This window comes from Methylobacterium sp. Leaf106 (assembly GCF_001422895.1).
Taxonomy (GTDB): domain Bacteria; phylum Pseudomonadota; class Alphaproteobacteria; order Rhizobiales; family Beijerinckiaceae; genus Methylobacterium; species Methylobacterium bullatum.
Genome location: NZ_LMNB01000033.1, coordinates 105,121 through 129,928 on the forward strand (window position 1 = coordinate 105,121; position 24,808 = coordinate 129,928).

The following is a 24,808-nucleotide window of genomic DNA, read 5'->3' on the forward strand; positions in this document are numbered from 1 at the left end:
GGGTTTGTCTGCCATGCATCATTTCTCCGCAGTGGAGGATTCGGAAACGGGCTCTCGTCCTTGGAGCCGTCCTTCCCCGACGGCTCGACCTGCTACAGGTCTCGTGACCCTTATTCTTTCCACCACGATGTTCTCCCGCAGGATCTTGCCGAAACGCCATGTCCTGGCGCAGAGCATGTCCTGGCGCAGAGACAGGACAGACGGACGCGGCCCTCCCTTGTCGATCCGAGCCCCGCGCGAGCCGGGCCGGGGAGGCGGGATTGGCTCGCGTTTCGCAGGGCAGCCCGAAACGGCGCCAGGAACCGGATTTCGGGAGGAAGGCTTGAGATGAAGAAGGTATATTCCGACGCCACGCAGGCGGTCGCCGGCTTGCTCAAGGACGGCATGACGATCATGGCCGGCGGCTTCGGCCTGTGCGGCATTCCCGACGAGCTGATCGACGCGATCCAGGCGTCAGGGGTCAAGGATCTCACCGTCATCTCCAACAATGCCGGCATCGACAATGTCGGCCTCGGCAAGCTGCTACAGACCCGCCAGATCGCCAAGATGATCTCGTCCTATGTCGGCGAGAACAAGGAATTCGCCCGCCAGTATCTCGGCGGCGAACTCGCCATCGAGTTCAACCCCCAGGGCACCCTGGCCGAGCGCATCCGCGCCGGCGGGGCGGGCATCCCGGCCTTCTTCACCAAGACCGGCGTCGGAACCCTCATCGCCGAGGGCAAGGAAGTGCGCGAGTTCGACGGCGAGGATTACGTGATGGAGCGCGGTCTCTTCGCCGATCTCGCCATCGTCCATGCCTGGAAGGGCGATACAGAAGGCAACCTCGTCTACCGGAAGACCGCCCGCAACTTCAATCCGATGATGGCCACCGCCGCCAAGGTCACGGTCGCTCAGGTGGAACACCTGGTCCAGCCGGGCGAGATCGACGGCGACGCGATCCATACGCCGGGCATCTTCGTCAAGCGCATCATCCACGTGGCGATCCGCGAGAAGAGGATCGAGCAGCGCACCACGCGCAAGCGTGGCGAGGCCGCCGCCTCTTCCGCCGCCGTCTGACATCCTAGGGAGACACCACCATGGCCTGGACCCGCGAACAGATGGCGGCGCGCGCCGCCAAGGAGCTGCGCGACGGCTACTACGTGAACCTCGGCATCGGCATTCCGACCCTGGTCTCGAACTACATCCCCGACGGCATGTCGGTTCAGCTGCAATCCGAGAACGGCATGCTCGGCATGGGCCCCTTCCCCTACGAGGGCGAGGAAGACCCCGACCTCATCAATGCCGGCAAGCAGACGATCACCGAATTGGCGACCACGAGCTATTTCTCGTCCTCCGATTCCTTCGGCATGGTCCGGGGCGGGCACATCAACCTGTCGATCCTCGGTGCCATGCAGGTGGCGGAGAACGGCGACCTCGCCAATTGGATGATCCCCGGCAAGATGGTGAAGGGCATGGGCGGCGCCATGGACCTCGTGGCCGGCGTGAAGAAGGTAGTGGTGGTGATGGAGCACACCGCCAAGGGGAAGGACGGGTCGGAAAGCCCGAAGCTCCTCACCGCCTGCGACCTGCCGCTGACCGGCACCGCCGTCGTCGACATGGTGATCACCGATCTCGGCGTCTTCACCATCGACAAGAAGGGCGATGGCGGCATGGTCCTGGTCGAGCTCGCCGATGGCGTCACCGAGGAGGAGATCCGCTCCAAGACCCAGGGCGCCTTCACCGTGGCGCTGAACTGAGCGGCTCTTTCAAACTCCCACTGCGCCGCCGTACCTAGAACGAGAGCCGTAAGTGGCCAGGTCTTGTCCGAGGCCCCCGAGTCGCCGCGGCCCGATAATGAAAAGGCTCCCGATGCAACCGCATCGGGAGCCTTTTGCCTGACAGGACCGATCTTTCCGCGTGGGTCCCTTGAGTAGGTTTAGCAAAAGTGGTCACGGGATTTGCGTCCCGAAACCCGCGACACTCCAAAGGCCTGAGCGAGGTGAAGCATTGGCTTGCCAATGCGAACCTGCTCAGGTCCTCGCGGCCGGCGGTTCCTGAAATCGGACCGGGAACGGGAAGGCCGCCCGCAGAGGCTTCGTGTCGAGGGGGGAGGGCGGCAGCACGCAGGCGCGGTGGTCGAGCCAGGCAAGGTCGCTGAACGTCCGGGGAAGTTCGAGGGCTTCGTCGGAGAGACCCACCGATTGCTTGTAGTCCCGCATCTTGAAGGAATCCTTCGCCTCCTTCTTGCCCTCCGACAGCCGCGCCGATTGAGCGGGGACACCATAGGCATGCGCCACGATGAGGCCGTGCAGCGAGGTGGTGACGATCTCGTCGCAGGAGAGGATTTCACGGATTACCCGCTCGATGTCCTCGAACGACACGGCGAGGAGCGAGATGACCTTGACGTGGTCGGCGCCCACCGCCTCGACGGCCTCGCGGATCCGCGCTTCCTGCAGGACGTGCGCGATGATGCCGACCTTGTGGGTCTTCTCCACCGCAGGCGCGTAGAGCTCGGGCAGCAGGATGGCGGCATCGCCGTAGATTTCGGGGCATTGTCCACCGGCGGCCAGAACGGCGTCGCGCGAGAGCGGCCCGCGAACCGCCGAATAGATCGCGGTCGGGCAGAGGTCGTCGGTACTGCGGGGCATGCCGGTCCCCCACAAATGCATGCCGGGCCGGGCGAACTTAGCGATGCTGCCGATGCACAGCCCGTCTGCTTGCTTCGAATTGGACCAGCGAGGCATGACGCCGAAGGCATGCCAGAGCACGTAGGGTGTCAGGATATCGCCGAAATTCCCCGGGAACGGACTGCGCATCCACCAGATCTTCGGACGAAACCGCTCGTCAAGCCCGGCCTCCGCCGCGATGTCGTCGAGGGTGAGCAGGGAGCGATACGCCGCGACCAGGGCTCCCCATCTCTCGACGGACTGGCCCAGCAATTCGGCTTCCAGTTGAAGGAAGGCGTCCCGCTCCCCATTCCGGAGGAAGGTCAGGAACGTCTTCTCGGCAATAGTCTCTTCATCAATCGCCAATGTTCGCCTCTCCCTACAGAGCCGGCTCGGGATCCGGAGCCGCTTCTCGGAAAAATGCCACGCGGCGACAAAGACTTAAAACGCCTCGTCATCCAGCGATCGCCGGAGGCTTATCTCAGGGCGCAAAGCCCCTGTCGAGGCGTTTCGGTGTGCTCTCCTCGCATGCAGCCTCGTGTCGTGTGACGGATGCGGCATCGTCCGACGCGTAGGCCGCCATCCGGGACGGGCGCTCTACCCGGCAAGCCCCATGAAGGCCCGCATCGGCGCGGCGTCGGCGCGGAGATCGGCGGCCTGCCCCTCGTAGACGACGTGGCCGTTGTTGAAACCGTAGACCCGCTGGGCGAAGCTCAGCACCGCCGCCACGTTCTGCTCCACCACGACGATCGTCCGGCCCTCCTGCGCGAGGCGTCGGGTCAAGGCGATGAGGTCCTGGACGATGAGGGGGGCCAGGCCCTCGAACGGCTCGTCGAGGAGGATGATCCGGGGATCGCGGATGAGCGCCCGAGCGATCGAGAGCATCTGTTGCTCGCCACCCGACAGGGTGCGCCCCCGCGACGTGCGGCGCTCCTTCAATCGCGGAAAAACCTCCCAGATCCGGTCGAGGGACCATGGCTTCTGCGCGGTCAGGCGGGCGACGCGCAGGTTCTCCTCCACCGTGAGAGTGCCGAAGACGGCGCGCTCCTCCGGGACGAGCTGCATCCCGACACGCGCGATCTTCTCGGGCCGCAGGCCGTGGATCGGCTTGCCGTCGAGGCGGATCGTCCCGCTGCGCGGAGACAGGGCGCCCATCAGCGTCCGGAGCGTCGTCGTCTTGCCCGCGCCGTTGCGGCCGAGCAGCGCCACGACCTCGTTCTCCTCGACCCGGAGCGACACGTCGAACAGGACGTGCGAATCCCCGTAGAGCGTGTTGATGCTCTCCACCTCAAGCAGGCTCATTCATGGCTCCCCGGATGCGAGTGGACTCGCCGATCTCGTCCTCCTCCGGCCCCGTGCCGAGATAGGCTTTCCGCACGGCGGGATCGCGGCGCACGTCCTCGGCCGGTCCATCCGCGAGGAGGTGCCCGTCGCTGAGGACGGTGACCTGCTCGGCGAGGTCGAAGACGGCATCGAGATCGTGTTCGACGATGAGGATCGTGCAGGACCGTCCGATCCGCCGGATCAGTGCGCAGGTCGCGACCCGTTCGGAGGGACTCATCCCGGCGAGCGGTTCGTCGAGGAGGAGGACGTTGGGGCTCGTCGCCAGCGCCATCCCGATTTCGAGGCGGCGCTTCTCGCCGTAGGCCAGGATGCTGGCGCGGGTTTCCGCCCGCGGGCCGAGATCGAGGATGGCCAGCATGGTCTCCACCTGTTCCTCCACCTCCGCCCGCCCGACCGAGGGGGCGAGGAGATCGAGGCGGAACCTGCCGCGCGCCCGGGCGAGGGCGGCCACCCGCAGGTTTTCCCGCACCGTGAGGTTGAGGAAGAGCTGGTTGAGCTGGTTGCTCTTCGCGACGCCCAGCTGAGTGGCACGGGTCACCCCCGCCCCCGTGAGCCGCTCACCGAACAGCAGGACCGAGCCGGCGCTCGGGCTCACCTCGTCGGAGAGCATCTTGAAGAGGGTGCTCTTGCCGGCGCCGTTCGGGCCGATCACCGCATGGATCGATCCCCGCCGGACCCGGAAGCTGACCCCGTCCACGGCCTTCAGGCCTCCGTAATGGCGGGCGAGATCCTGGGCCTCCAGGGCGATCTCCGCGTGCGACGCGCGGCCGTCGATGGCCGGCCGGGGCATGGGGAGCGCGACCTCGGCCGGGATTTCGGGAGTGACCGCGCCGGTCGCCGCCTCGATGACCTCGGTGCGGGCCTCGGCGGCGCGCAGGAGCGCCGCGTCGCGGCGTCGCTCCCAGCGGTGCAGGATCTCGCCGCAGATGCCGCGGCGCAGGCCCATCACCAGACCGATGAAGGCGATCCCGAGAATGAGCTTCCAGAGAGGGCCCAGGCCGGGGACGAGTTGAAGGTTGTCCCGCAGCCAGAGCCAGAGCGCCGCCCCCACCAGGGGGCCGACGAGGGTGCCGACCCCGCCGACGATCGTCTGCACCACGAGCTGGCCGGACGTCTCGAGCGCGAAGGCGTCCGGCGGCATGTAGCTCTGGAAGGAGCCGAGCATCGCTCCGGCCAGGCCCGCATAGAGCGCCGCGATGGTGAAGGCCGCGAGCTTGTAGGCGGGAACGTCGTGGCCGAGCATGGCCACGCGGGGCGTGTTCTCCTTGATGGCTTTCAGGATCAGGCCCACCGGCGACCGCACGATGCGCCGGGCGAGCACGAAGCCGAAGAAGAAGGTCGCGGCCAGCAGCGCATACATCGGCAGGCCCGCCGTGATCCGGAAGGCGCCCTCGCCGAAACCGATCACCGGTACGGGCACCCCGGCGATGCCGTTCTCGCCGCCCGTATAATCCGACAGCGACGAGTTCTGGATGAAATAGGCCATCTGGCCGAAGGCCAGGGTGATCATGGCGAAGTAGATGCCGATCCGCCGCACGGCGAGCCAGCCGACGGCGATACCGAACAGGCCGGCGGCCAGCGTGCCGATGAGGAAGGCGAGCCAGACGCTCTGAATCGTCCCCGAGACCAGCAGGTAGGCGGCGACGAAGCCGCCGGCCCCGTAGAAGGCCGCCTGCCCGAAGGAGAGCAGGCCGGCGAGCCCGAAGAGGATGTCGAAGCCGAGGCCGAACAGGGCCCAGTTCAGCGCCCGCGACAGCAGGTCGTGGGAGAAGCCGAGCGGAGGCAGGAGGATGGGGGCGGCGAGGAGAGCGACGAAGAGGGCGAGCTCGGGCAACAGCGCCCGGAGGGGGCCGCGTGTCATCAGACGCGTCCCTCCGTGCCGAACAGGCCCTGCGGCCGCGCCACGAGGACGAGGGCCATCAGGCCGTAGAGCATGACCTCCGAGTAGGCGGAATCGAAGGCGCTGGTGAGGCTGATGATCTCGCCCGCGATGAGGCCGCCGACGATGGCGCCGGGAAAGGACCCGAGGCCGCCGAGCACGATGACCACGAAGGACTGCACCATGAAGCTCGCGCCCATGTCGGGCGTCACCGCCACCACGGGGGCGTAGAGCATGCCGGCGAGGCCGACGGCGACGATGCCCACCGCGAAGACGAGCAGGAAGGTCCGCCGCACGTCGATGCCGAGGATGCCGACCATGCCGGCATTCTCGATGCCGGCCCGCACCACGAGGCCGACCGAGGTCCGGTAGAGCACGAGGTAGAGGCCCACGAGGAGCGCCGCGACGATGCCGATGAGTTGCAGGCGATAGGTCGGGTAGACCATGAACCCGAGCTTCGTCGCGCCGGTGCCCCAGGACGGCACCGGAACCCGCTGGCTGTTGCCGCCGAACCCGGCCCGCAATCCCTCGACCAGGACGATGCCGATCCCGTAGGTGACGAGGATCTGGTCCTCGTCCGGCCGGGCGTAGAAGTGGCGGATGACGAGCCGCTCCATCGTGAAACCGATGATGAGCATGATGGCGCAGCCGCCGAGCATGGCGAGCACGAAGGAGTGCGTGGCCTGCATCATCACGAAGGCCGTGTAGGCGCCGACAGCGAACAGCGCGCCATGGGCGAAGTTCAGGACGCCGAGCGTCCCGAGGATGATGGTGAGCCCGCTGGAGACGAGAGCCAGGAGGCTGCCGAGGGCGAGGCCGTTGAAGGCCTGCGAGAGGAGGACGGCGGTGCTCGGCATGACGGCGCGCCTTTAGCTGTAGGGGCCGAGCTTGCACCCGAAGAGATCGGGCGGGTTCATCACGGTCTCGCCGTCCACGAGGTCCACGACCTCGTAGAAATCCTCCGGCCCCTTCATGGCCGAGGGCGCCTTGCCGCGCAGGATCGGGATCGGGCGGACCATCTGGTGGTCCTCGGCGCGGAAATAGACGCGGCCGATCGTGGTCTCGTAGGGCTGCGCCTTCGAACCTTCCATCACCTTGATGATGTCGACGGGGTTGAAACCGCCCGCCCTCTCCACCGAGAGCGCCCAGAGATAGGTCTGCATGTAGGCGATGTGGGCGCCCCAGCGCGGGCGATAGGCGTTCCGGGCGAGGAAGGCCTCCACGAACGTCTTGGCGAGGGGGAAGCGATCCTGCAGCGTCCACCAGAAGTCGCAGGAGCCGTAGACGCCCTGCATCAGTTCCGGGCCGACTTCCTTGTCCTGGAACGAGGACAGGTTCGGCACCACGAGCTTCATGCTCGACAGGACGCCGAACTGCTCGGCCTGCTTGGTGGAGGCCACGGCATCCGAGCCGAAGCAGATGTTGACGAAGACGTCGGCGCCGCTGTTGGCGATGTTGAGGAGCGCCGAGCTGTAATCGGCCGTCCCCAGGGGGACCGTCTCCTTCAGGACCTGCGTCCAGCCCTGCTCCTTCGAGAACTTGGAGAAGGACTCGTAGACCGTCTGGCCGTAGGTGTAGTCGGGGACGAGGAAGGCGGCCTTGAGCTTCTTGCCGAGCGCCTTGGCGACGACGGGAGCGAGGGCCTTGGCGGCCATGTAGGCGTTCTGCTGCGAGCGGAAGCCGTAGCGCTGGCAGTTCTTGCCGGTGACGTCGTTCGAGCCGGCGATGCCCACCATGTAGAGGACCTTGTCGCGGCTCGCGAGCTCCTCGAGGGCGATGGCCTCCGCACTGCTGACGGAGCCCTGGAACATGATCGCCTTGTCGCGTTGGATGAACTGCGTCGCGGCCTGGACCGCCACGTTGGGCTTGCCCTCCGTATCGGCGATCTTGTGGCGGATCTGGCGGCCGAGGACGCCCTTGCCCTTGAGCCCCCAGGCGGCGGGAATCTCGCCGCCCGCGTTGATCTGCGCGATGGCGAGTTCATAGCCGAGCTTGAGGTCGTTGCCATCGCCGGAAAAGACCCCGGTGAGCGGCATGTTGAGGCCGATGAAGACCGAATCCGCGCCGACGCCGCCCGGGAACGTTCCGATCTGTGCCGGACTCTGGGCGAAGGCTGCGCGAAGATCCGGCAGCATCAGTCCGGCGGCACCTCCGAGGATGAGCTTGCGACGGTCGATGGTCATGGCACATCTCCATTCTGGGTCGTTGACGCGAAGGATCGGGGGCGAAGGATCGCAGGCAAGGAAGAGGAGCGGACTTCCGCGGGGTCGGTCGCTCACGCGCCGTTCGCTGGCGGGGCCGGGGGCTCGGATGCGGCAGCAAGCTCCGGGCCGTCGCGGAACCGGGCGGGAACGAGCCGCTGGCGGTTCACCCCGAGGTCGAACACATCGAAGCGGTTGTAATAGCCGACCACGTCGTGGAACTGCTTGGGCTCGATGCAGGCATCGAGGTCGATCTCCGCATAGAGGATCCCCTCGTCCTGCAGCGCCTCGCCGATCTGCGCCCCCGTGGGATCGACGAAGAACGAGGCGGCGCGCGGCGTTGCGTCGAGCACGTCGGCGGCGCCGGGATCGCGGGCGGCGAGGAAATCGTAGGCCTTGCCGTCCAACATGCCCGCCGTCACGAGGCCGAAGACCTTGGCCTCGAAGCAATGGGCGCTGGCCCGCAGGCGGTTGGCCGCCAGGTTGTCGTAATTGCCGCCCCCCTTCGGCCGCCGCGTCGGCCAGACCGGGGGCCAGGACGAGATGTGGAACTGCTCGCCCTGCGCCATCAGGGCATAGCGCGCCAGCGGGTTGGTGTTCTCGCCGCAGATGAGCTGGCCGATGCGCCCGATCCCGGTCTCCACCACCTTCAGCCCGGCGCCGTCGCCCGGGGCCCAGATGAGCTTCTCGTAATAGGTCGGCATCAGCTTGCGATGATGGTTCAGGATCGTGCCATCCGCGCCGATGATGAGATTGGCGTTCCAAAGGCAGCCGACGCTCACGGGCGAGCGCTCGCTGAGCCCCAAGGACACGACGATGCCCGCCTTCTGCGCCGCCTGGCGGATGCGCCCGATCTCCGGCCCGTCGACCAAGACGGATTGCTCGACCATGAGGGCGAAGAGATCGTGGTTGTCGATGGGAGCCGAGAGCGCCGCCCAGACCGGAAAGGCCGGGATGAAGGTCTCCGGAAAGGCGACGAGGCCCGCCCCCGCCCGCGCCGCCTCGTGGATCAACGAGACCGCCTTGTCGGTGGTGGCGGCGGCATCGAGGAAGACGGGAGCGGCGTGGATCGCCGCGGCCTTGAAGCGTGGAAGCATGGACTTGACCCTTTCGTGAACCAGCCTAGCCGGCGCCCGGCGGGCGCGAAGTGGGCAAATCTGCAAGGCGCCTTGCGGAAGGGACCCGGCGCGGGCGGCGACCGGATGGCCGGGCTTGGCGCGAGTCTTGCCAACCGATCCCCATGGCTGCGCTCGATCTGCTCGACTGGGACGACCTGAAGGTCTTCCTCAACGCCGCCAGGGGCGGCAGCCTCGCCGGGGCGGCGAAGCGCCTGAAGGTCGATCAATCGACGGTGAGCCGCCGCCTCGCCCATCTGGAGAGTGCGCTGGGCATCGCGCTCTTCGAGCGCGTGCCGTCAGGGCTTCGGCTGAGCGAGCCGGGCCAGCGCCTCCTCGGGCATGCCGAGCGGGTCGAGAGCGCGGTCATCGCCATGGGCGAGGAGGTTTCTCCCTCGGCGGCGCAGGCCAGCGGGCGGGTGCGGCTCGCGACGATGGAGGGCATCGCCTCGCTCTACCTCGCGGAACGCTTCGTGCGCCTGCGTGAGACCCACCCGGATCTCGCGATCGAACTCGTCACCTCGTCTCAGACCGTCTACGTCAACCGGCGCGAGGCCGACCTCTTCCTGAGCTTCTTCAAACCGCCGGGCCAGGGGCTGGTCTCCGAACAGGTGGGACGCTTCCGGCTCGGCCTCTACGGCGCCCCCGCCTACCTCGCCCGGGCCGGCATGCCGCAGAGCATCGACGAGCTGCGCCATCACGCCTTCGTCTCCTACATCAGCGATCTGATCCAGGTGGATTGCGTCCGCTGGCTCGACGACGTGGTGCTCGACCGTCACATCGTGTTCCATTCCAACAGCATGATCGCCCAGAAGAACGCCGCCGCCGGCGGTCTCGGCCTCGTGCTTCTGCCGAGCTTCGCCGTGAACGGTCGCGACGAGCTCGTCCCCGTGCTCCATGAAACCGCCTCGACCAGCCGCGATCTCTGGCTCAACGTGCATACGGACCTGCGCTTCTCCCCCCGCATCCAGGCGGTGACGGGGTTCCTGAAGCGGCTGTTCCGCGCCGATCCCTCGTTTCAGGTCGGGATGCCGCCACCGTCCCTTCCCTGCCTCCGCACCCTCGCCCCGGAGGGGTTGCACCACGCGGGATGAGCGCGCCGGCTGGACCGGCGGAGGCGACACGCCAAAGGGAGCCCATCACCGGTCGTTACCTCGAAAAAAGACAGCTTCTCGTTCAGCCCCTGGGGAAGCGTCTCACAACGCGCGTTCGCGGGCATGACCTACAAATAAAATCTCGGCGGCCTCCCTCATATGGGTGATGACAAACCGAAATCATGCCTCGAGCAGAGATCGGGCTGCGATCCCCGATTTTTTGAAAATCGAGAATTTCCCACGCTGGTCAATTAGTTATGATGGCAAAGGCAAAATATCGGCCCGCCCCGTAATCTGGACTAGCAGCCGGCGGAGCGCGCGAGAATTATGGACATGCATGTTTCGTTCTGGAAACAATCGCTATAAGGCATGTGTGAATGAGTTCGCGGCGCTCGAAGTTTTTGGCGAGCCGCCACGACGTCTACTTGAGTAGTTGGACAAGGGAATGCGGACCTTGGAGATTTCATATCGCCTTGCATGCCTGTCCGCTCGCGAGGCAAATCAGGCCGGCTTCGTCCCGGTAGCGCCGAAGACGTAGCAAGCGTCGGACACGAGAATACTGAACAAATCTGTATTGGGGAGCACATCGTGTCGCTCAATAGCCGTTTCTTCGGCGTTTTGGATCGCATGAACTGTGGCGCTCTGCTTCTGGATTCCGACGGGGATGTGGTGGAATCCAATCAGGCGGCCATCCGGGCCATCCAGGAATTCAACGACGAGGAGACGCCCAAGTCCGTGGACCTGAGGGCCGGCTTCAAGAACGTGCTCGAAGCGGGGGGAACACGATTCCGGCACAGGTCCGAGTCGTGGATCATGGTGCCGCGCCACGGAAAGCGCTCCCTGGCCATTCACGCCATGCCCGCTGGCGATGAAACGGACGCTTACGGCTATACGCTCGTGACGATTGTCGATCTGAACGAGAACCCGGACCCCAGCAACGAAGTCATGCAGAAGATGTTCGGCCTTACGCAGACCGAGTCCAGCATCGCCAAGCAGATCTGCTTTGGAAAGACACTCGCGGAAATCGCATCCGACAAGCGCATCACGTTGTGGACCGTGCGGACACATCTGGCGTCGATCTTCTCGAAGACGCAGACGCGGCGCCAATCCGATCTGATGTCGCTTCTGCATCGGATCACCGCGATCGCGTGAGGCGGCCTCAAGCCTGCGGCCACAACCGACCTGAAGTGACGGTGAGCGTCGCGTGGCACTTCGAACGCCCGGTGATCGCATGGCAATCCGCCCCGGCGCTTGAAGGCGGGGGAAACGCCCCGACGGGAACCGATTGAGGCGGCGGCCCACTCCACCTAAAAGCGGGGCTCGTCGCACCGTCGCGCCCATCGCAAGTGGAAAGCTCATGAGCAGTCTGAAATTCGGGACCAGTGGCCTGCGCGGACTGGTGACAGACCTCGTGGGATGGCCGAGCTACGCCTATGCCAGCGCGTTCTTCCGCTCGATCGCCGCCACGACCGGCGGCAGCCGCGACGTCGTGATCGGCCGGGACTTGCGCGACAGCAGCGAGGGAATCGCCGCGACGGTGGCCGCCGCCGCGGCGGGGGCCGGCTTGACCGTGTTCGATTGCGGTGCCTTGCCGACACCGGCCCTCGCGCTCGAAGGCATCCGGCGCGGGGCCTGCGCCGTCATGGTCACCGGCAGCCACATTCCCTCGGATCGCAACGGCCTGAAATTCTATCGCCCCGATGGCGAGATCACCAAGACCGACGAGGTCGCGATCCTCGCCGCCCTGGGCGACATCTCCCGGGTCGGCGACATGCCGCCGACCGACGCCGCCACGCGGGAGCCGGGGGCGATCGACCGCTACCGTCAGCGCTACACCGAGGCCTTCCCCTCCACCATCCTGGCCGGCCAGAGGATCGCGGTCTATCAGCAGAGTTCCGTGGCGCGCGATCTCCTCGCCGACGTGTTGGCCGCCCTCGGGGCCGACATCGTCGCCATCGGCCGCTCCGACAGTTTCGTGCCCATCGACACGGAGGCCCACCGCCCCGAGGATATCGCGTTCATCCGCGACGCGATGGCATCGGGCGGCTTCGACGCGCTGGTGACGACCGATGGCGACGCGGACCGGCCGCTGCTCGCGGACGCCGCCGGGCGGATCGTCCGGGGCGATGTCCTCGGGCTGATCACCGCCCGCTATCTCGGCGTCGACACGGTCGTCGTCCCCGTCACGGCGGGCTCGGCCATCGAGCATGCGGGCGGCTTCCGGCGCGTGCTGCGCACCAAGGTCGGCTCGCCCTTCGTCATCGCCGGGATGGGCCAGGCGCAGAGGGACGGAGCCACGAGCGTCGTCGGCTTCGAAGCCAATGGCGGTTTCCTCCTCGGTTCGGACATTGCCGTCGGCGACGGGATCCTCGCGGCCCTGCCCACGCGCGATGCGATCCTTCCGATCGTGGCGACCCTGGCGGCGGCACGGGACGCCGGAATGACGCTCGCGGAACTCGTCGTTTCCCTGAAGGTCGGCGAGACCGCCAGCGACCGCCTGCCCGAAACCCCGGCGGAGCGGAGCGGCGCCTTGCTGCGCCAGCTCGGCCGGGAGGCGTTCCGCGCGGATTTCTTCCGCCCGCTCGGCACGCCGCAATCCGTGGACGAACAGGACGGTGTCAGGGTCGAACTCGACGGGGGACGCACGATCCACTTCCGGGCGTCCGGCAATGCGCCCGAGCTGCGTTGCTACGCGGAGGCGGGGACGGCCGCCGACGCGGAGGAGATGGTCCGCTGGGGACTGGCAGCGGCGGCGGCGGCCATGAAAGACGCGGCCGGGCAGGTCTAGCCCCGGCTCGGTGAGCCAGGACCCCTTCGGACCGCTCGGTTTCCGAGCGAAATCGGCCCGCGGCCCGGTCTCGTCGGATCGGGCCTCGAACGCTCGCGTGTCGGCACGCCCGGAAGCGGCCGCCTGCGGCAAATTTGGCGCGCGGGCGTTCGAATCCGGCGATGCTCTCAACCACCCCGTGTCGTCGGCGGTTGTCTCAGCCGCCCGGTCCGGGCACGATGGAGGCCTGCCAGGCCTGTGCGGGTCCGCATTGGCCCTCGGAGCGTCGCAGGTTTTCGGCCGCAAAACCAGCGACCACTTTTGCGAAACCCGCGTAGCGCCATGAGCGCGCGCCGCGCGTCGTAGGAGATGCAACCCTGCCCGTCGTCCCATCCATTTCGGCACGTCCGCTATCCCCCGGCGCGCCCCTCGTCTTCGCCGCCCCGCTTCGCTTCACCCATCGACTCGCCGGCATCGCCTGGATGCACCGACCTCGCTCGGCGGCATTCCGGCGGCGTATCCTGACGGTCGGACTACCCGCGCTATGGTTCTTCGCCCTGCTCGGCTTCGTCTCGACCTGGGCGACGGAGGGAGGGCGTAAAGGCAAGACCATATCCGGGTTTCTGCAGGACCTCCCCGACCTGTCGCTCTGGCCGCTGGCCGCGCTCCTCGCGGTCGTGACACTTGCCTGCCTCACCCTTCACGCGGCCTACCCGTGGCTGCTGCAGCAGCGGCTCGTCGCCGCGATCGGCCCCCCCGGCGAAGACACGCCCGTGCCGATGACCTACCGCTTCGACGATGCCGGGATCACGCAGACGAGTGCGGATCTGGAGGCCTTCCTGCCCTGGCATCTCATCAAGGGGCTGGACGAGGACCGTCTCCACCTCTTCGTCCTGACGGATGTCGAGGGCGAACCCATCGTCCTCGCCAAGGCCGATCTCACGACGGCGCAGGCCGACGGCGTTCGGGCCTGGACCGCCGCCGGGCGGCCCTTGTCGCCCCACCCGCCCGACGACACCGATCCCTTCGCCGACGAAGCCGGAGATGCGGTGCGCATCGCCTTCACGCTCACGGCGGAGGATCGGGCGGCGCTCGTGACCAGGACCCTCGACCGGCCGGCGATGCAGCGAGCACGGATGCGCGGGGCAGTGCTGCTCTTCGCCGGTCTGAGCCTGCTCGTTCCCGGCATCGTCGCCTTCGTGTGGGCGGTGGACCCCTACCGCGTCCCGTTCTCGATCGCGTTCCCGCTCTTCCTCGAGATGGCGGGAACCGATTTCCTGAAGCCGGCCCTAGGGGCCGCGGCGGTGGTCCTGCTCGTCCTCGCGCTCGGTCCCTGGAACCGTCGCTGGGCAGCGCGCGAGCTCGGACGGGATCTCGCGCGGGAGGCACGGCCCGGCACGTCCTATGCTCATGCCGACGCCCGGAGCCTCTCGGTCGCCCAAGGAGGAGCCTGGGCACGCCTCGGCTGGACGAACTTCCGGGGCTGCGAGCGCCTGGGCGAACTCATCGTCCTGCCGATGCGCTGGGGCAGTGTATTGCCACTCCCGACACGCGCCTTCGATCCGGACGCACTCGCCCGTTTCGAGGCGCTCGCGGCGCGCCATCTGCCTTCGGACGGCGGACCGTCATGAGCCGTGCTCCGAAACGCCGCTCCGGCTGGCTCGCCCTCGCATGCGTGTTCCCGGCACTGACCGTCGCGGGAGCGGCCTGGAGCGGGGAGACCGCGAGGACACGGACGGTCCGTCTGGACCAGGGCTTCGTCATCGATCTCCCGGAGGGATGGACCCTGGAAGATCCCGCCGAGGCGACCGGTGACGCCACGGGCCGGATGACCGTGCGTCTCGTCTGCGGCACGCTCCCCTGCAAGCGCACCCTGGAGGTCTGCACCGTGTTCCTGAGACGCGATCCCGTCGACGGCGAAGGCGACGACACGGCCCGTCTCGACGGGCTCTACGCCTCGCCCACCTCCCGCTACACCCGCATCCGCAGCGCTCTGAAAAGCACGAGCAGGGACGCGACGTTGCGCGGCGAATTCGGCAAGGTGCGGTTCGGGACACGCCTCTGGTACGCCGTGGAGACACAGGCCGCGAACCGCTTCAAGTCCGGGCTGTTCGCCGCGACGGTGATCGACGGTCGCTATCTCGGGGCGATCTGCAAGACCTGTGAGACGGGCGAGATCCGTCACGAAGCCGCCCGCGCGCTGCTCGGGAGTGCGAGACGTTCGGAATAGCTCCGGCTGAGGGGAAGCATCGGCTCCCGTCCCGTTCCGGTAAGATACGAGGTCCGCCTCAGGGCCGCGAGGATCGGGGCCTGGAACGGGGCGACGATCCCGTCAGACCCGGACGAGGTGATCGGTGACGGTCACCGGCTCGGGCAGGACCTTGCGCGTGACCAGCCACTCGGCCGCCTTCTGGAACTCCGCCAGGAAGGCCTGATCGTCCGTTGCGTAGAGCTTGTACTGCTTGCGCAGGCCGATGAAGTGGTCGCGCACCCGGTCACTGTAGCCCGCCTTGGCCTGTGTGAGCCGCTCGGCCTCTTCCGTGTTCGCGGACGCCCAATCGGCGTCGTTCTTCAGCGCCGCATGGAAGGCGCGGACGAGATCGGGGTTCTTCGCGACGAAATCCCGCCGCGTCAGGTAGGAGGTGAAATCGATCTGGAAGGGCAGGTCGCGCTCCTCGAGGAAGATGTCGTGGGCGTTGTAGTCGAAGCGGGCGATGTCCACGCCGGGGCTCCACATCGACCACGCATCGACCTTGCCGGAGGCCAGCGCCGGGGCGGCATCGGGCGGGTTGAGATAGACGAACTTGACCTTGGACCGGTCGATGCCGTGCTTTTCCAGCGCCGCCACCACCAGAAACTCGCCGAGCCCCGACCGGTTCACCGCCACAGACTTGCCGACGAGATCCTCGACCTTGTCGATGCCGGACCCGTCCTTGGCGATGATGGCCGTGGTGCGCGGGCTGTAGATGAGGAACTGGGTGAAGACCAGCGGCGAGCCGGCGGAGATGGCGGCGAGCGCAGGGGTCGTGCTGCCGCCGAAGCTGAAATCGGCGGTGCCGCCGGTGACCGCCTGGAGGGTCGGCGCGTGGTTGGGGAACGGGCCGACCCATTCCACCTTGATCCCGTCTTTGGCGAGGGTCTTCACCAGCTCGCCGCGCTCCTTGGCGATGAAGGTGAGGCCGGTATAGCCCCAGGTCAGGCGCAGCGTGTCGGTGGTGCGGCCGGTGGCGGCGCCGGCCGAATGGCCCGCGAGACCACCCGCGAGGGCACCGGCACCGAGCAGGGACGTCTCGAGGAAACGGCGGCGGGAGGGGCCGGAGGACGGGGAGCGGAATGAGGTCGTCATGGGAGTCTCTGGCCGATCGACTAGGAGGGAGAGTTCAGGCGGGCTCGGATTCGGCGTGAACGCCGAGTTCGGCGAGGAGGCGGAGGCGGAGGGCCACCCGATCGCCGGAGCCGTCGAGCCGGTGCTCGGCGGCGATGATCCCCGCCCGCATCACCAGCACGCGGTCGGCGAGCGAGATGGCTTCGTCGACATCGTGGGTGACGAGGAGAACGCCCGGCCGGTGGCGGGCCACGAGTTCCTTGACCAGCCCGTGCATGCGGATGCGGGTCAGAGCGTCGAGCGCCGCGAAGGGTTCGTCGAGCAGCAGCAGTTCCGGCTCCTGCACGAGCGCGCGGGCGAGAGCCACGCGCTGCGCCTGACCGCCGGAGAGATTGCGCGGCCAATCGTCGAGACGGTGTCCGAGCCCGACCTCGGAGAGCGCGGCGGCGGCGCGCTCCCGAGCCCCCCGGTCCGGCAGGCCCAGCGCCACGTTCCGCCAGAGGCTGTCCCACGGCAGCAGCCGATGCTCCTGGAACACGACGGCGGCCTCTCCGGGCGCGTCGATGCGGCCGTGATCGACGGGATCGAGCCCCGCCAGGGCCCGCAGCAAGGTCGTCTTGCCGCAACCGCTCTCGCCCAGCAGGGCGACGAACTCACCGCGCTCGATGACGAGATTCAGGCCGTCGATGACGACGCGCGGACCGTAGGCGCGGGTGAGGTCGGTGACGACGACGGCGGGAGGCGAGGGAGCGGGCGCGGCAACGGCCGCTCCGGCATGGGCGCGACTCATCGGCGGTCCCCGAAATTCGGGTGCCAGGCCAGGAGCGAGCGCTCCAGGTGACGGGCGATGGAATCGGCGGCGATGCCGATCAGCGCGTAGAGCACGATGGCCAGCACGATCACGTCGGTGCGCAGGAACTCGCGGGCATCCATCGCGAGGAAACCGAGGCCGGATTGCGCGCCGATCGTCTCGGCCACCACCAGGGCCAGCCAAGCCGTCGCCAGGGCATAGCGGACGCCCGTGAGGATCGAGGGCAGGGCGCCGGGCAGGATGATGCGGCGGATCAGCTGGATCGGACCGAGGTTCCGGACCCGGCCGAGTTCGACGAGCTTCGGGTCCACCTGCCGGATGCCGAGCACCGTGTTGATGTAGATCGGAAAGGCGACCCCCAGCGCCACGAGGAAGATCTTCTGGCTCTCACCGACGCCGAACCACACGATGACCAGGGGCAGCAGGGCGAGGAACGGGATGGCGCGGATCATCTGGACGCTCCGGTCGATGGCCGCCTCCGCGAGACGGGAAAACCCGACCAGGGTGCCGAGGGCGAAACCGATTCCGCCGCCGATGGCGAAGCCGACCGCCGCGCGCAGCAGGCTGGTGCCGAGATCGAGGAGCAGCGAACCGTTCAGTGTCAGCTTCCAGGCGGTCGTCAGGACCTTGCTCGGTGCCGGAAGCACCTGCGGCGAGATCCAGCCGGCACGGGCGAGGACTTCCCAGACCGCCACGAGGGCGACGGGGGCGAGCCACGAGATCACGAAGAGACCGTAGGGGCCCAAGCCCGACCGGGCCGTGTGGCGCGAGGGGGAGGGGGAAACGGCCTTGGGCAGCGCCCGCCGGGGCGGGACGCCCGCTCCCGGCAGGGACAGACTCGCGAGGGGGTCGAGGGTGGTCACGATGTGGGGGCTCCGGGCCTTGCGGGTCGACGGGATCTTTCAGGTCGACGGGATCTTGCGGGTCGACGCGATCAGGTGCGCGGCGGGGTCCAGACGGCGTCACGCACCTGGATGGCGCGGGGGATGAGCCCGAGACGATGGAAGCGGTCGGCCGTGGCCTGTTGCCCGGAGAGGATCGCGTCGGTGAGGGGCCGGACCCCGAACCGGGTACGGTCCGCCGCGACCTTCTGGATCTCGTAGGGGATGCCCGTCACGGCGTTCAGCGCCTTGGCCACCTCGTCGCGGTGCCCGTCGGCCCAGGCGGCCGCCTCGGTGAGACCCGCCAGACTATGGACGATGACGCCCGGATGCGTGTCGGCGAAGGTCCTGTTGGCCAGGAAATAGGCCGACACGTCGAGGGTCTGGCCGGAGGTCGCCAGGACCCTGGTCTTGCTCCGCGCCTGCGCCACGGCGAAGTAGGGATCCCAGATCGACCACGCGTCGACGCTGTCGTTGGCGAAGGCCGAGCCGGCATCGGCCGGCGTCAGGTAGGCGGGCGTGATGTCCGAGAAGGTGAGGCCGGCCTTCTCCAGGGCGGCGATGATGAGGTTGTGCGCGCTCGTGCCGCGACCGAACGCGACCTTCTTGCCCTTCAGATCGGCGACCGACCGGATCGGCGAAGATTCCTTGACCAGGATCGCCTCGCCGTCGCCGGAGGGCGCCGCGGCGCTGACATAGACGAGGTTGCCGCCCGCCGACTGCGAGAAGATCGGCGGCGCGTCGCCGGTATAGCCGAAATCGATACTGCCCGCGCTCAAGGCTTCGAGCAGGGGAGGCCCGGCCTGGAACTCGACCCACTGCACCTTGGTGCCCTGCGCGGCCAGGCGCTTCTCGATCACCCCCTGCTGCCGGGCGACGACGATGAGGCCGATCTTCTGGTAGCCGATCCGGAACTCCTTCGGCGCGGCCTCCCCGGCGACGGCACCGGTGAGGGCGGAAAGGCCGGCTCCGAGCGCGAGGAGCAGGCCCGGCACGCGGCGTCTGGTGATCGTCACGGATTGATCTCCCTTGAATCTGCATCCGCCCGGCGAAAAGGTGCGGCATCGGTGAAGCGGTCGCTCACGCCCTCATGGCAGGCGCAAGAGGTCGAGGATGGGCCCGGCGCCATGCCGGAGCCCGATGGCGTCGAGGGCGAGACGGGACGGCGATGCGATCGAAGCGGGGCCATCCGGCCGGCACCCCAGTCCCGCCGGCGGACGAAATACTGAATAAAAGCTTTTGCGATAGCTTTTATAATCGCCGCAATCAGCAAAAGTCGATAATATGATCTTTTAAAGATAGAGGCGGAACGATCGAAACCTGCTCTGCCGTCCGCTCGTGAAAGCAGAACCTTTCGCGCGGGGCAGCTTGGCCTCCGACATCGGTCGGGATTATCGCGCCATGCCCCAGCGCCGCACGGTGAGCCGCTCGAAGGCCGCGAACACCACGTTCTCGATGACGAGACCGATGACGACGACGAGGACGAGACCGGCGAAGACGCGGTCCGTGTAGAGTTCGTTGCGGTTCTGGAAGATGTACCAGCCCAGCCCCCCGCGCCCCGAGGATGCGCCGAAGACGAGTTCCGCCGCGATCAGCGTGCGCCAGGCAAAGGCCCATCCGATCTTGAGGCCGGACAGGATCGCCGGCAGCGCGGCGGGGATGAGGATCTGAATCACGTAGGACGGGCCGCGCAGACCGTAGTTGCGCCCGGCCATGCGCAAGGTTTCGGGCACGCCCTGAAAGCCCGCATAGGTGTTGAGCGCCATCGGCCAGAGCACCGAATGGATGAGGACGAAGATCAGGCTGCCGGAACCGAGGCCGAACCAGAGTAGGGCCAGCGGCAGCAGGGCGATGGCCGGCAGCGGGTTGAACATCGCCGTCAGGGTCGAGAGCAGGTCGCGGCCGAACTGGGTCGAGACGGCCAGGGTGGTCAGCAGGAAGGCCAGGACGATGCCGCAGACATAGCCCTGCAGCAGCACGACGAGGGAGATCCGCACCCGGTCCAGCAGTTCGCCGTTCACGAGGCCGTCCACCAGTGCGGCCATCGTGGCGCCGAAGCCGGGCAGCAGCAGGTCGTTGTCCTGCCAGCGCGCCAGCCCCTCCCAGACGAGGACGAGGGCGACGATGATGAGCCCTTTGCGCAGCCAATCCTGCTGCCAGAGCCGGGTCGAGAACGGCAGCACCCGTTCCACCGGGGCTTCCACGAAGGGGGCGAGCACATGGTCGTATTCGGGGCGGATCGGCGGCACGAGGGGCCGGCCCGCGAGACTGGCATCGCTCATGCGGACGCCTCCGTGGATGCGCGGCGTTCGGGTGCGGCCTCGAACAGGCGGCTGTGCAGACGCTGCACCGCGTCCTGAAAATCGCGGCTCCCGATGCTGGTGAGATCGAACGCATGGCTGTTGATCTCGGCCCGTACACGGCCCGGATGGGGCGAGAGCAGCGCCACCCGGTTGCCGACCACCAGGGCCTCCTCGATGGAATGGGTGACGAAGAGCAGGGTGAAGCGGGCCTCGTCCCACAGGGACAGCAATTCCTCCTGCATCCGGCGCCGGGTCAGGGCGTCGAGGGCCGCGAAGGGCTCGTCCATCATCAGGACCTTCGGCTGCATCGCCAGCGCCCGGGCAATCGCCACGCGCTGCTTCATGCCGCCCGAGAGCTGGTGCGGGTAGCTGTCGGCAAAGCGCGTCAGCCCGACCTTGTCGATGTAGTACCGCGCCCGCTCGGCGGCCTCGCGCCGGCCCAGCGCACGGGCCGCGCGCAGGGGGAAGGCGACGTTCTGGGCCACCGTCTTCCAGGGCGGCAACTGGTCGAATTCCTGGAACACCACGATGCGGTCGGGGCCGGGCTCGCGCACGGGCACGCCGCCGAGGGTGATCTCCCCCTCCACGGGGCGGAGGAAACCGGCCGCGGCCTTGAGCAGGGTGGACTTGCCGCAGCCGGACGGCCCGAGCAGGACGAACCGATCCCCCTCATGGATATCGAGGTCGATGCGATGGGTGGCGCGCACCACCCGCTCCGGCGTGCGGTATTCGAGGGTCACGCCCTTGATCCGCAGCAGCGGCGATGCCTCGGCCGCGACCGGGGCATGGGCGCGCGCCTCCTCACGCCGCGCGGATCCCCATGCGCGGGGATCGGGGAGCCCCGTGATGGCGAATTCGGAGCGGGGAGCCGTGGAGATCATGGCGCGCCGCTCAGCTGCCGTTGCTGATGCGCGGGTCATCGAAGAAGTAGTCGCCGATCGTCTTCGGCTCCGCCTTGATGGCACCGACCCGGTGCATGAACGTGCCGAGACCGAGCGTGTTCTCGGGCGTCACCTTGAAGGATACGGCGGAGTTCTTGATGATCGTCGTCAGGAAGGCCGGGTCGATCTTGCTGCCGTTGATCCGAACGTAGATCTCGGCCGCCTTCTCCGGATTCGCGGTGATGAACGTCGCGGCCTCATCGAGCGCGCCCAGGAACGCCTTGTAGGTCTTCGGGCTGTCCTTGTAGAATTTCTCGGTGGCGTAGAGCACGGTCGAGGAGGCCGGGCCGCCCTGCACGTCATAGGAATTGAGCACGATCCGGGCCTTCGGGTTCTCGGCCAGCTCCTGCTCCTGGAAGGGCGGGTTGCCGAAATGGCCGGAGATCTCGGTGCCCCCCTTGATGATCGCGGCGGCGGCCTCCGGATGCGGGACCGCGACGCTGATCTTGTCGAGCTTGGCGAAGTCCTTGTCGCCCCAGAGCTTCGCCGAGGCCAGCTGCAGGATGCGCGACTGGACCGAGACGCCGACGGCGGGAACCGCGATGCGGTCCTTCTCGGTGAAGTCGGCGATGGTCTTCACGTCGGGATTGTTGGTGACGAGGTAGTAGGGGAAGTTGCCGAGCGACGCGACGCCCTTGACGTTTTGCCGTCCCCGGGTGCGGTCCCAGAGGGTGAAGAGCGGGCCGACACCGGCACCGGCAATCTCGATATTGCCGGACAGCAGTGCGTCGTTGACCGCCGAACCGCCGGAGAGCTGGACGTACTCCACCTTGATGTCGAGGCCCGCCTGCTTGCCGTGCTTCTCGATGAGCTTCTGGTCCTCGACGACGTTGAGAAGCAGGTAGACGACACCGAATTGCTTGGCGATGCGCAGCTGGCCCTCAGCGGCGGCGGCAGGGCCGAGGCTCGCCAGGGAGAGGGCGAAGCCGCCCAGAAGAGCCGCCGCTTTCCGGCGCGAGAGAGTCGGGCGTCGGGTCGTCATGGGGAAACCTGCTGTCGTAACTCGGACGCGGGACGCGGAGCCGGGGTGAGAAAGTGTCCTCCGAATCTGCTCGGCGGCGCCTTCGCCGTCAATGAAATCGTTCTCTTTATAGAACGGACAAAGGAGATGATCCGTCTCTAGAACAGACGGATCGTAGTCGTTATCGAGCCCGTCGCAGTAAGGCGAAGAATATTTCCGGCCGAGCGACGATATGTGGGAGACCGTCGATTTATCTCATCACGCCCGGCGTTCGTTTTATGGGACATTCCGGGCGGGTTAAGCGGTGAGTGCCCCGATGAAACCTGCCGGAGCGGGATTACGCCCGGCGGATGCGCCGGTTGAGCCGGCCGGCCAGACGCTCGCCGATGGTCTGGACCGCCTGGACCAGGACGATCAGCACGACGACCACGGCCAGCATCATCTCGGGGCGGAAGCGCTGGTAGCCGTAGCGGATGCCGAGATCGCCCAGCCCCCCGCCGCCGACGGCGCCGACCATGGCCGAATAGCCGAGCAGCGACACCACTGCGAGGGTCAGGCCGAGGAGGATGCCGGGCAGGGCCTCCGGGATCAGCACCTTGCGGATGATGGTGAGCGGGCCGGCCCCGAAGGCGCGCGCCGCCTCCACCAGCCCGGCATCGACCTCGCGGATCGCCGCCTCCACGAGGCGGGCGATGAAGGGCGTCGCCGCCACCGTCAGCGGCACCGTGGCGGCCCACATCCCGATGGAAGTGCCGGCGATGAGCCGGGTGAAGGGGATGATGGCCACGACCAGGATGATGAAGGGCGTCGAGCGGGTGGCGTTGACGACGAGGCCCAGCACGCCGTTGAGCCAGGGCGCGGCGAGCAATTCCCCGCGCCGGCTGGTCGCCAGGAAGACGCCCAGCGGAAGGCCGAACAGCGTGCCGAGAACGGCCGCCACGGCCACCATGGAAAGCGTGTCGCCGGTGGCCTGCAGCAACAGGCGGATCATTTCAGGCGACACGGCGAGCCTCCACGCTGTGGGCCGGCAGGTAGCCGAGGAGATCGGAGACGAGGCCGTGAGCGTCGAGGAAGGCGCGTGCCCGGCCGACCACGTCCGGCCCAGCGGGCAGCCCCACCGTCAGCGAGCCGAAGGGCTGGCCGGCGATCTCGTCGACGGTGCCGGACAGGATGTTGGCCTCGATGCCGGTCTCGCGCGCGAGCCGCGCGACGATCGGGTCGTTGGCGTGAGGCCCGCGGAAGGCGATCCGCAGAACCGCCGTGCCGCCCGCGATCGGTCGGGTGTCGATCTCGGCGCGAAGTCCGGCCGGCAGCGCCAGCCCCATCTCTCCCGCTAGCAGCGTCCGGGTGATCTCGGCCTGTGGACGGGTGAAGACCTCGAACACGTCGCCCTGCTCGACGATGCGGCCCGCCTCCAGCACGGCGACGCGGTCCGCCACGGCGCGGATCACCGACATCTCATGGGTGATGAGCACGATGGTGAGGCCGAGGTCGCGGTTGATGCGGCGCAGCAGCGCCAGGATCGACCGCGTGGTCTCCGGGTCGAGGGCGGAGGTGGCCTCGTCGGAGAGAAGCACGCTCGGCCCCGTGGCCAGCGCGCGGGCGATGCCGACACGCTGCTTCTGGCCGCCCGAGAGTTCGGCGGGATAGCGGTCGCGCTGCTCCTCCAACCCGGTCAGGGCCAGCAATTCCTCGACACGGGCGCGGATCGCGGCCTTGCCCTGGCCCTCGATCTCCAGGGGCAGGGCGATGTTGCCGAAGGCGGTGCGGGACGAGAGCAGGTTGAAATGCTGAAAGATCATGCCGATGCCGCGGCGCATCCGGCGCAGCGCGCGCTCGTCGAGGGACGAGACCTCCGCATCCCCGACACGGACACGACCCGCGCTCGGGCGCTCCAGGCCGTTGATGAGCCGGATCAGGCTCGATTTCCCCGCGCCCGAGCGGCCGATCACCCCCAGCACCGAACCGGCCGTCACCGACAGGTCGATCCCGCTCAACGCCGAGACGCCGGCGCCGTCGCGGGTGGAGTAGGTCTTCGCCACCTGCTCGAAACGGATCAGCGCATCCGGCGGCGGCGGGACGGCATCGCCGCCGCGGTCGATCTGAATTCCAGGCACTCGCCAAACCTCATGCGCCCGGCACGCGCAGGCGCCGGGCGGTGGAACGGAACGATGAACATCTATCCTGCGATTCTATGACCTATACTTGTCGCATTCAATGAAATCGGCTGCCGAATTCTTCGCCCTTCAAGCAAGATCGATCCCCGCAGCCCTACCGCGAGAGAACGATCCTCCAAGTTGCCCAACATTCAAGTCGCCCGGCATTCGGGACGGGCCGCATGCGCGGCGTCGGGCAGGGCAATCCCGGCATCGCCCAAGCGGCGTTACGTAATCCGAAAAATCGTCCCTCGGCGTCCCGGTTCGAGAGAAGATGTATTCGCGTCCCCGCAAGAATTGAAAAATCCATGCCGTTGATTGCGAAGGCCGGATACGGTCCAATGACAATCATCGAAAGAGACGCAGCCACGCTCTTCTTTCGCCA

The 24,808-nt window shown here is 67.6% G+C and carries 22 protein-coding genes; 7 read left to right on the plus strand and 15 right to left on the minus strand.

Annotated elements, in window-relative coordinates:
• The first annotated feature begins 327 nt into the window (after positions 1–327).
• Both ASF34_RS18150 and ASF34_RS18155 read left to right on the plus strand, forming a co-directional pair.
• Positions 328–1,056 (plus strand): CoA transferase subunit A, encoded by a 729-nt coding sequence (locus ASF34_RS18150; RefSeq protein ID WP_056163190.1) that lies wholly within the window; start codon positions 328–330, stop codon positions 1,054–1,056.
• 20 nt (positions 1,057–1,076) lie between these two features.
• Entirely contained in the window at positions 1,077–1,736 is a 660-nt protein-coding gene (locus ASF34_RS18155) for a 3-oxoacid CoA-transferase subunit B (RefSeq protein WP_018043206.1), read from the plus strand.
• A gap of 273 nt (positions 1,737–2,009) precedes the next feature.
• Here the strand turns inward: ASF34_RS18155 and ASF34_RS18160 are convergent, their stop codons facing one another.
• From ASF34_RS18160 to ASF34_RS18185, 6 genes are all read right to left on the minus strand, one after another.
• Positions 2,010–3,011 (minus strand): polysaccharide pyruvyl transferase family protein, encoded by a 1,002-nt coding sequence (locus tag ASF34_RS18160; RefSeq protein WP_056163193.1) that lies wholly within the window; start codon positions 3,009–3,011, stop codon positions 2,010–2,012.
• Positions 3,012–3,242: 231 nt separating this feature from the next.
• Entirely contained in the window at positions 3,243–3,947 is a 705-nt protein-coding gene (locus ASF34_RS18165; RefSeq protein WP_018043208.1) for an ABC transporter ATP-binding protein, read from the minus strand.
• Positions 3,934–5,850: a branched-chain amino acid ABC transporter ATP-binding protein/permease gene (locus ASF34_RS18170; protein ID WP_056163197.1), complete on the minus strand. Its 1,917-nt coding sequence runs from the start codon at positions 5,848–5,850 to the stop codon at positions 3,934–3,936. The genes ASF34_RS18165 and ASF34_RS18170 overlap by 14 nt, the downstream gene beginning before the upstream one ends.
• Positions 5,850–6,725: a branched-chain amino acid ABC transporter permease gene (locus ASF34_RS18175; protein WP_018043210.1), complete on the minus strand. Its 876-nt coding sequence runs from the start codon at positions 6,723–6,725 to the stop codon at positions 5,850–5,852. Before ASF34_RS18175 ends, ASF34_RS18170 begins: the two co-directional genes overlap by 1 nt.
• Before the next feature lie 12 nt (positions 6,726–6,737).
• Positions 6,738–8,051 (minus strand): substrate-binding protein, encoded by a 1,314-nt coding sequence (locus ASF34_RS18180; protein ID WP_056163201.1) that lies wholly within the window; start codon positions 8,049–8,051, stop codon positions 6,738–6,740.
• Positions 8,052–8,143: 92 nt separating this feature from the next.
• Positions 8,144–9,166, minus strand: a complete 1,023-nt coding sequence (locus ASF34_RS18185) for a carbon-nitrogen hydrolase family protein (protein WP_056163204.1) — start codon at positions 9,164–9,166, stop codon at positions 8,144–8,146.
• A gap of 143 nt (positions 9,167–9,309) precedes the next feature.
• Here ASF34_RS18185 and ASF34_RS18190 point away from each other — a divergent pair, with 143 nt between their 5' ends.
• The 5 genes from ASF34_RS18190 (at position 9,310) to ASF34_RS18210 (ending at position 15,275) form a co-directional block, all read left to right on the plus strand.
• Complete coding sequence (locus ASF34_RS18190; protein WP_056163206.1) at positions 9,310–10,278, plus strand: LysR family transcriptional regulator; 969 nt, start codon at positions 9,310–9,312, stop codon at positions 10,276–10,278.
• A gap of 588 nt (positions 10,279–10,866) precedes the next feature.
• The gene (locus ASF34_RS18195) at positions 10,867–11,430 is read left to right on the plus strand and encodes a helix-turn-helix transcriptional regulator (RefSeq protein WP_162240048.1); all 564 of its coding nucleotides are present in this window, start codon (positions 10,867–10,869) and stop codon (positions 11,428–11,430) included.
• Positions 11,431–11,635: 205 nt separating this feature from the next.
• Entirely contained in the window at positions 11,636–13,066 is a 1,431-nt protein-coding gene (locus tag ASF34_RS18200; protein ID WP_056163213.1) for a phosphomannomutase, read from the plus strand.
• Between the two features lie 461 nt (positions 13,067–13,527).
• Entirely contained in the window at positions 13,528–14,676 is a 1,149-nt protein-coding gene (locus ASF34_RS18205; protein ID WP_056163216.1) for a YcxB family protein, read from the plus strand.
• Positions 14,673–15,275 carry a hypothetical protein gene (locus tag ASF34_RS18210; RefSeq protein WP_056163218.1) on the plus strand — a complete coding sequence of 201 codons (603 nt, stop codon included), beginning with the start codon at positions 14,673–14,675 and terminating at the stop codon, positions 15,273–15,275. The genes ASF34_RS18205 and ASF34_RS18210 overlap by 4 nt, the downstream gene beginning before the upstream one ends.
• A gap of 102 nt (positions 15,276–15,377) precedes the next feature.
• Here the strand turns inward: ASF34_RS18210 and ASF34_RS18215 are convergent, their stop codons facing one another.
• The 9 genes from ASF34_RS18215 to ASF34_RS18255 all read right to left on the minus strand — a co-directional run bounded on the left by ASF34_RS18215 (position 15,378) and on the right by ASF34_RS18255 (position 24,384).
• Entirely contained in the window at positions 15,378–16,391 is a 1,014-nt protein-coding gene (locus ASF34_RS18215; protein ID WP_056163223.1) for an NrtA/SsuA/CpmA family ABC transporter substrate-binding protein, read from the minus strand.
• Between the two features lie 34 nt (positions 16,392–16,425).
• A complete protein-coding gene (locus ASF34_RS18220; protein WP_056163225.1) occupies positions 16,426–17,160 on the minus strand; it encodes an ABC transporter ATP-binding protein in 735 nt (244 codons plus the stop codon).
• Positions 17,157–17,927: an ABC transporter permease subunit gene (locus ASF34_RS18225; protein ID WP_238253955.1), complete on the minus strand. Its 771-nt coding sequence runs from the start codon at positions 17,925–17,927 to the stop codon at positions 17,157–17,159. Before ASF34_RS18225 ends, ASF34_RS18220 begins: the two co-directional genes overlap by 4 nt.
• 188 nt (positions 17,928–18,115) lie before the next feature.
• Entirely contained in the window at positions 18,116–19,078 is a 963-nt protein-coding gene (locus ASF34_RS18230) for a sulfonate ABC transporter substrate-binding protein (RefSeq protein ID WP_056163227.1), read from the minus strand.
• Positions 19,079–19,453: 375 nt separating this feature from the next.
• Positions 19,454–20,344: an ABC transporter permease gene (locus ASF34_RS18235; protein WP_056163230.1), complete on the minus strand. Its 891-nt coding sequence runs from the start codon at positions 20,342–20,344 to the stop codon at positions 19,454–19,456.
• Positions 20,341–21,246: an ABC transporter ATP-binding protein gene (locus tag ASF34_RS18240; protein ID WP_056163233.1), complete on the minus strand. Its 906-nt coding sequence runs from the start codon at positions 21,244–21,246 to the stop codon at positions 20,341–20,343. Before ASF34_RS18240 ends, ASF34_RS18235 begins: the two co-directional genes overlap by 4 nt.
• Positions 21,247–21,256: 10 nt before the next feature.
• Positions 21,257–22,288, minus strand: coding sequence for an ABC transporter substrate-binding protein (locus ASF34_RS18245; protein WP_056163236.1), 1,032 nt, complete (start codon positions 22,286–22,288; stop codon positions 21,257–21,259).
• A 316-nt stretch (positions 22,289–22,604) separates the two neighbouring features.
• Complete coding sequence (locus tag ASF34_RS18250) at positions 22,605–23,270, minus strand: methionine ABC transporter permease (RefSeq protein ID WP_026175832.1); 666 nt, start codon at positions 23,268–23,270, stop codon at positions 22,605–22,607.
• Entirely contained in the window at positions 23,260–24,384 is a 1,125-nt protein-coding gene (locus ASF34_RS18255) for a methionine ABC transporter ATP-binding protein (protein ID WP_056163238.1), read from the minus strand. The genes ASF34_RS18250 and ASF34_RS18255 overlap by 11 nt, the downstream gene beginning before the upstream one ends.
• Between the last annotated feature and the right edge of the window lie 424 nt (positions 24,385–24,808).

What these genes read in the sequence shown, in the direction of transcription:
- ASF34_RS18150 (WP_056163190.1), top strand. Translation starts at nt 328, where the DNA reads ATGAAGAAGGTATATTCCGACGCCACGCAGGCGGTCGCCGGCTTGCTC.
- ASF34_RS18155 (WP_018043206.1), top strand. Translation starts at nt 1,077, where the DNA reads ATGGCCTGGACCCGCGAACAGATGGCGGCGCGCGCCGCCAAGGAGCTG.
- ASF34_RS18165 (WP_018043208.1), bottom strand. Translation starts at nt 3,947, where the DNA reads ATGAGCCTGCTTGAGGTGGAGAGCATCAACACGCTCTACGGGGATTCG.
- ASF34_RS18170 (WP_056163197.1), bottom strand. Translation starts at nt 5,850, where the DNA reads ATGACACGCGGCCCCCTCCGGGCGCTGTTGCCCGAGCTCGCCCTCTTC.
- ASF34_RS18175 (WP_018043210.1), bottom strand. Translation starts at nt 6,725, where the DNA reads ATGCCGAGCACCGCCGTCCTCCTCTCGCAGGCCTTCAACGGCCTCGCC.
- ASF34_RS18180 (WP_056163201.1), bottom strand. Translation starts at nt 8,051, where the DNA reads ATGACCATCGACCGTCGCAAGCTCATCCTCGGAGGTGCCGCCGGACTG.
- ASF34_RS18185 (WP_056163204.1), bottom strand. Translation starts at nt 9,166, where the DNA reads ATGCTTCCACGCTTCAAGGCCGCGGCGATCCACGCCGCTCCCGTCTTC.
- ASF34_RS18190 (WP_056163206.1), top strand. Translation starts at nt 9,310, where the DNA reads ATGGCTGCGCTCGATCTGCTCGACTGGGACGACCTGAAGGTCTTCCTC.
- ASF34_RS18200 (WP_056163213.1), top strand. Translation starts at nt 11,636, where the DNA reads ATGAGCAGTCTGAAATTCGGGACCAGTGGCCTGCGCGGACTGGTGACA.
- ASF34_RS18205 (WP_056163216.1), top strand. Translation starts at nt 13,528, where the DNA reads ATGCACCGACCTCGCTCGGCGGCATTCCGGCGGCGTATCCTGACGGTC.
- ASF34_RS18210 (WP_056163218.1), top strand. Translation starts at nt 14,673, where the DNA reads ATGAGCCGTGCTCCGAAACGCCGCTCCGGCTGGCTCGCCCTCGCATGC.
- ASF34_RS18215 (WP_056163223.1), bottom strand. Translation starts at nt 16,391, where the DNA reads ATGACGACCTCATTCCGCTCCCCGTCCTCCGGCCCCTCCCGCCGCCGT.
- ASF34_RS18220 (WP_056163225.1), bottom strand. Translation starts at nt 17,160, where the DNA reads ATGAGTCGCGCCCATGCCGGAGCGGCCGTTGCCGCGCCCGCTCCCTCG.
- ASF34_RS18235 (WP_056163230.1), bottom strand. Translation starts at nt 20,344, where the DNA reads ATGAGCGATGCCAGTCTCGCGGGCCGGCCCCTCGTGCCGCCGATCCGC.
- ASF34_RS18240 (WP_056163233.1), bottom strand. Translation starts at nt 21,246, where the DNA reads ATGATCTCCACGGCTCCCCGCTCCGAATTCGCCATCACGGGGCTCCCC.
- ASF34_RS18245 (WP_056163236.1), bottom strand. Translation starts at nt 22,288, where the DNA reads ATGACGACCCGACGCCCGACTCTCTCGCGCCGGAAAGCGGCGGCTCTT.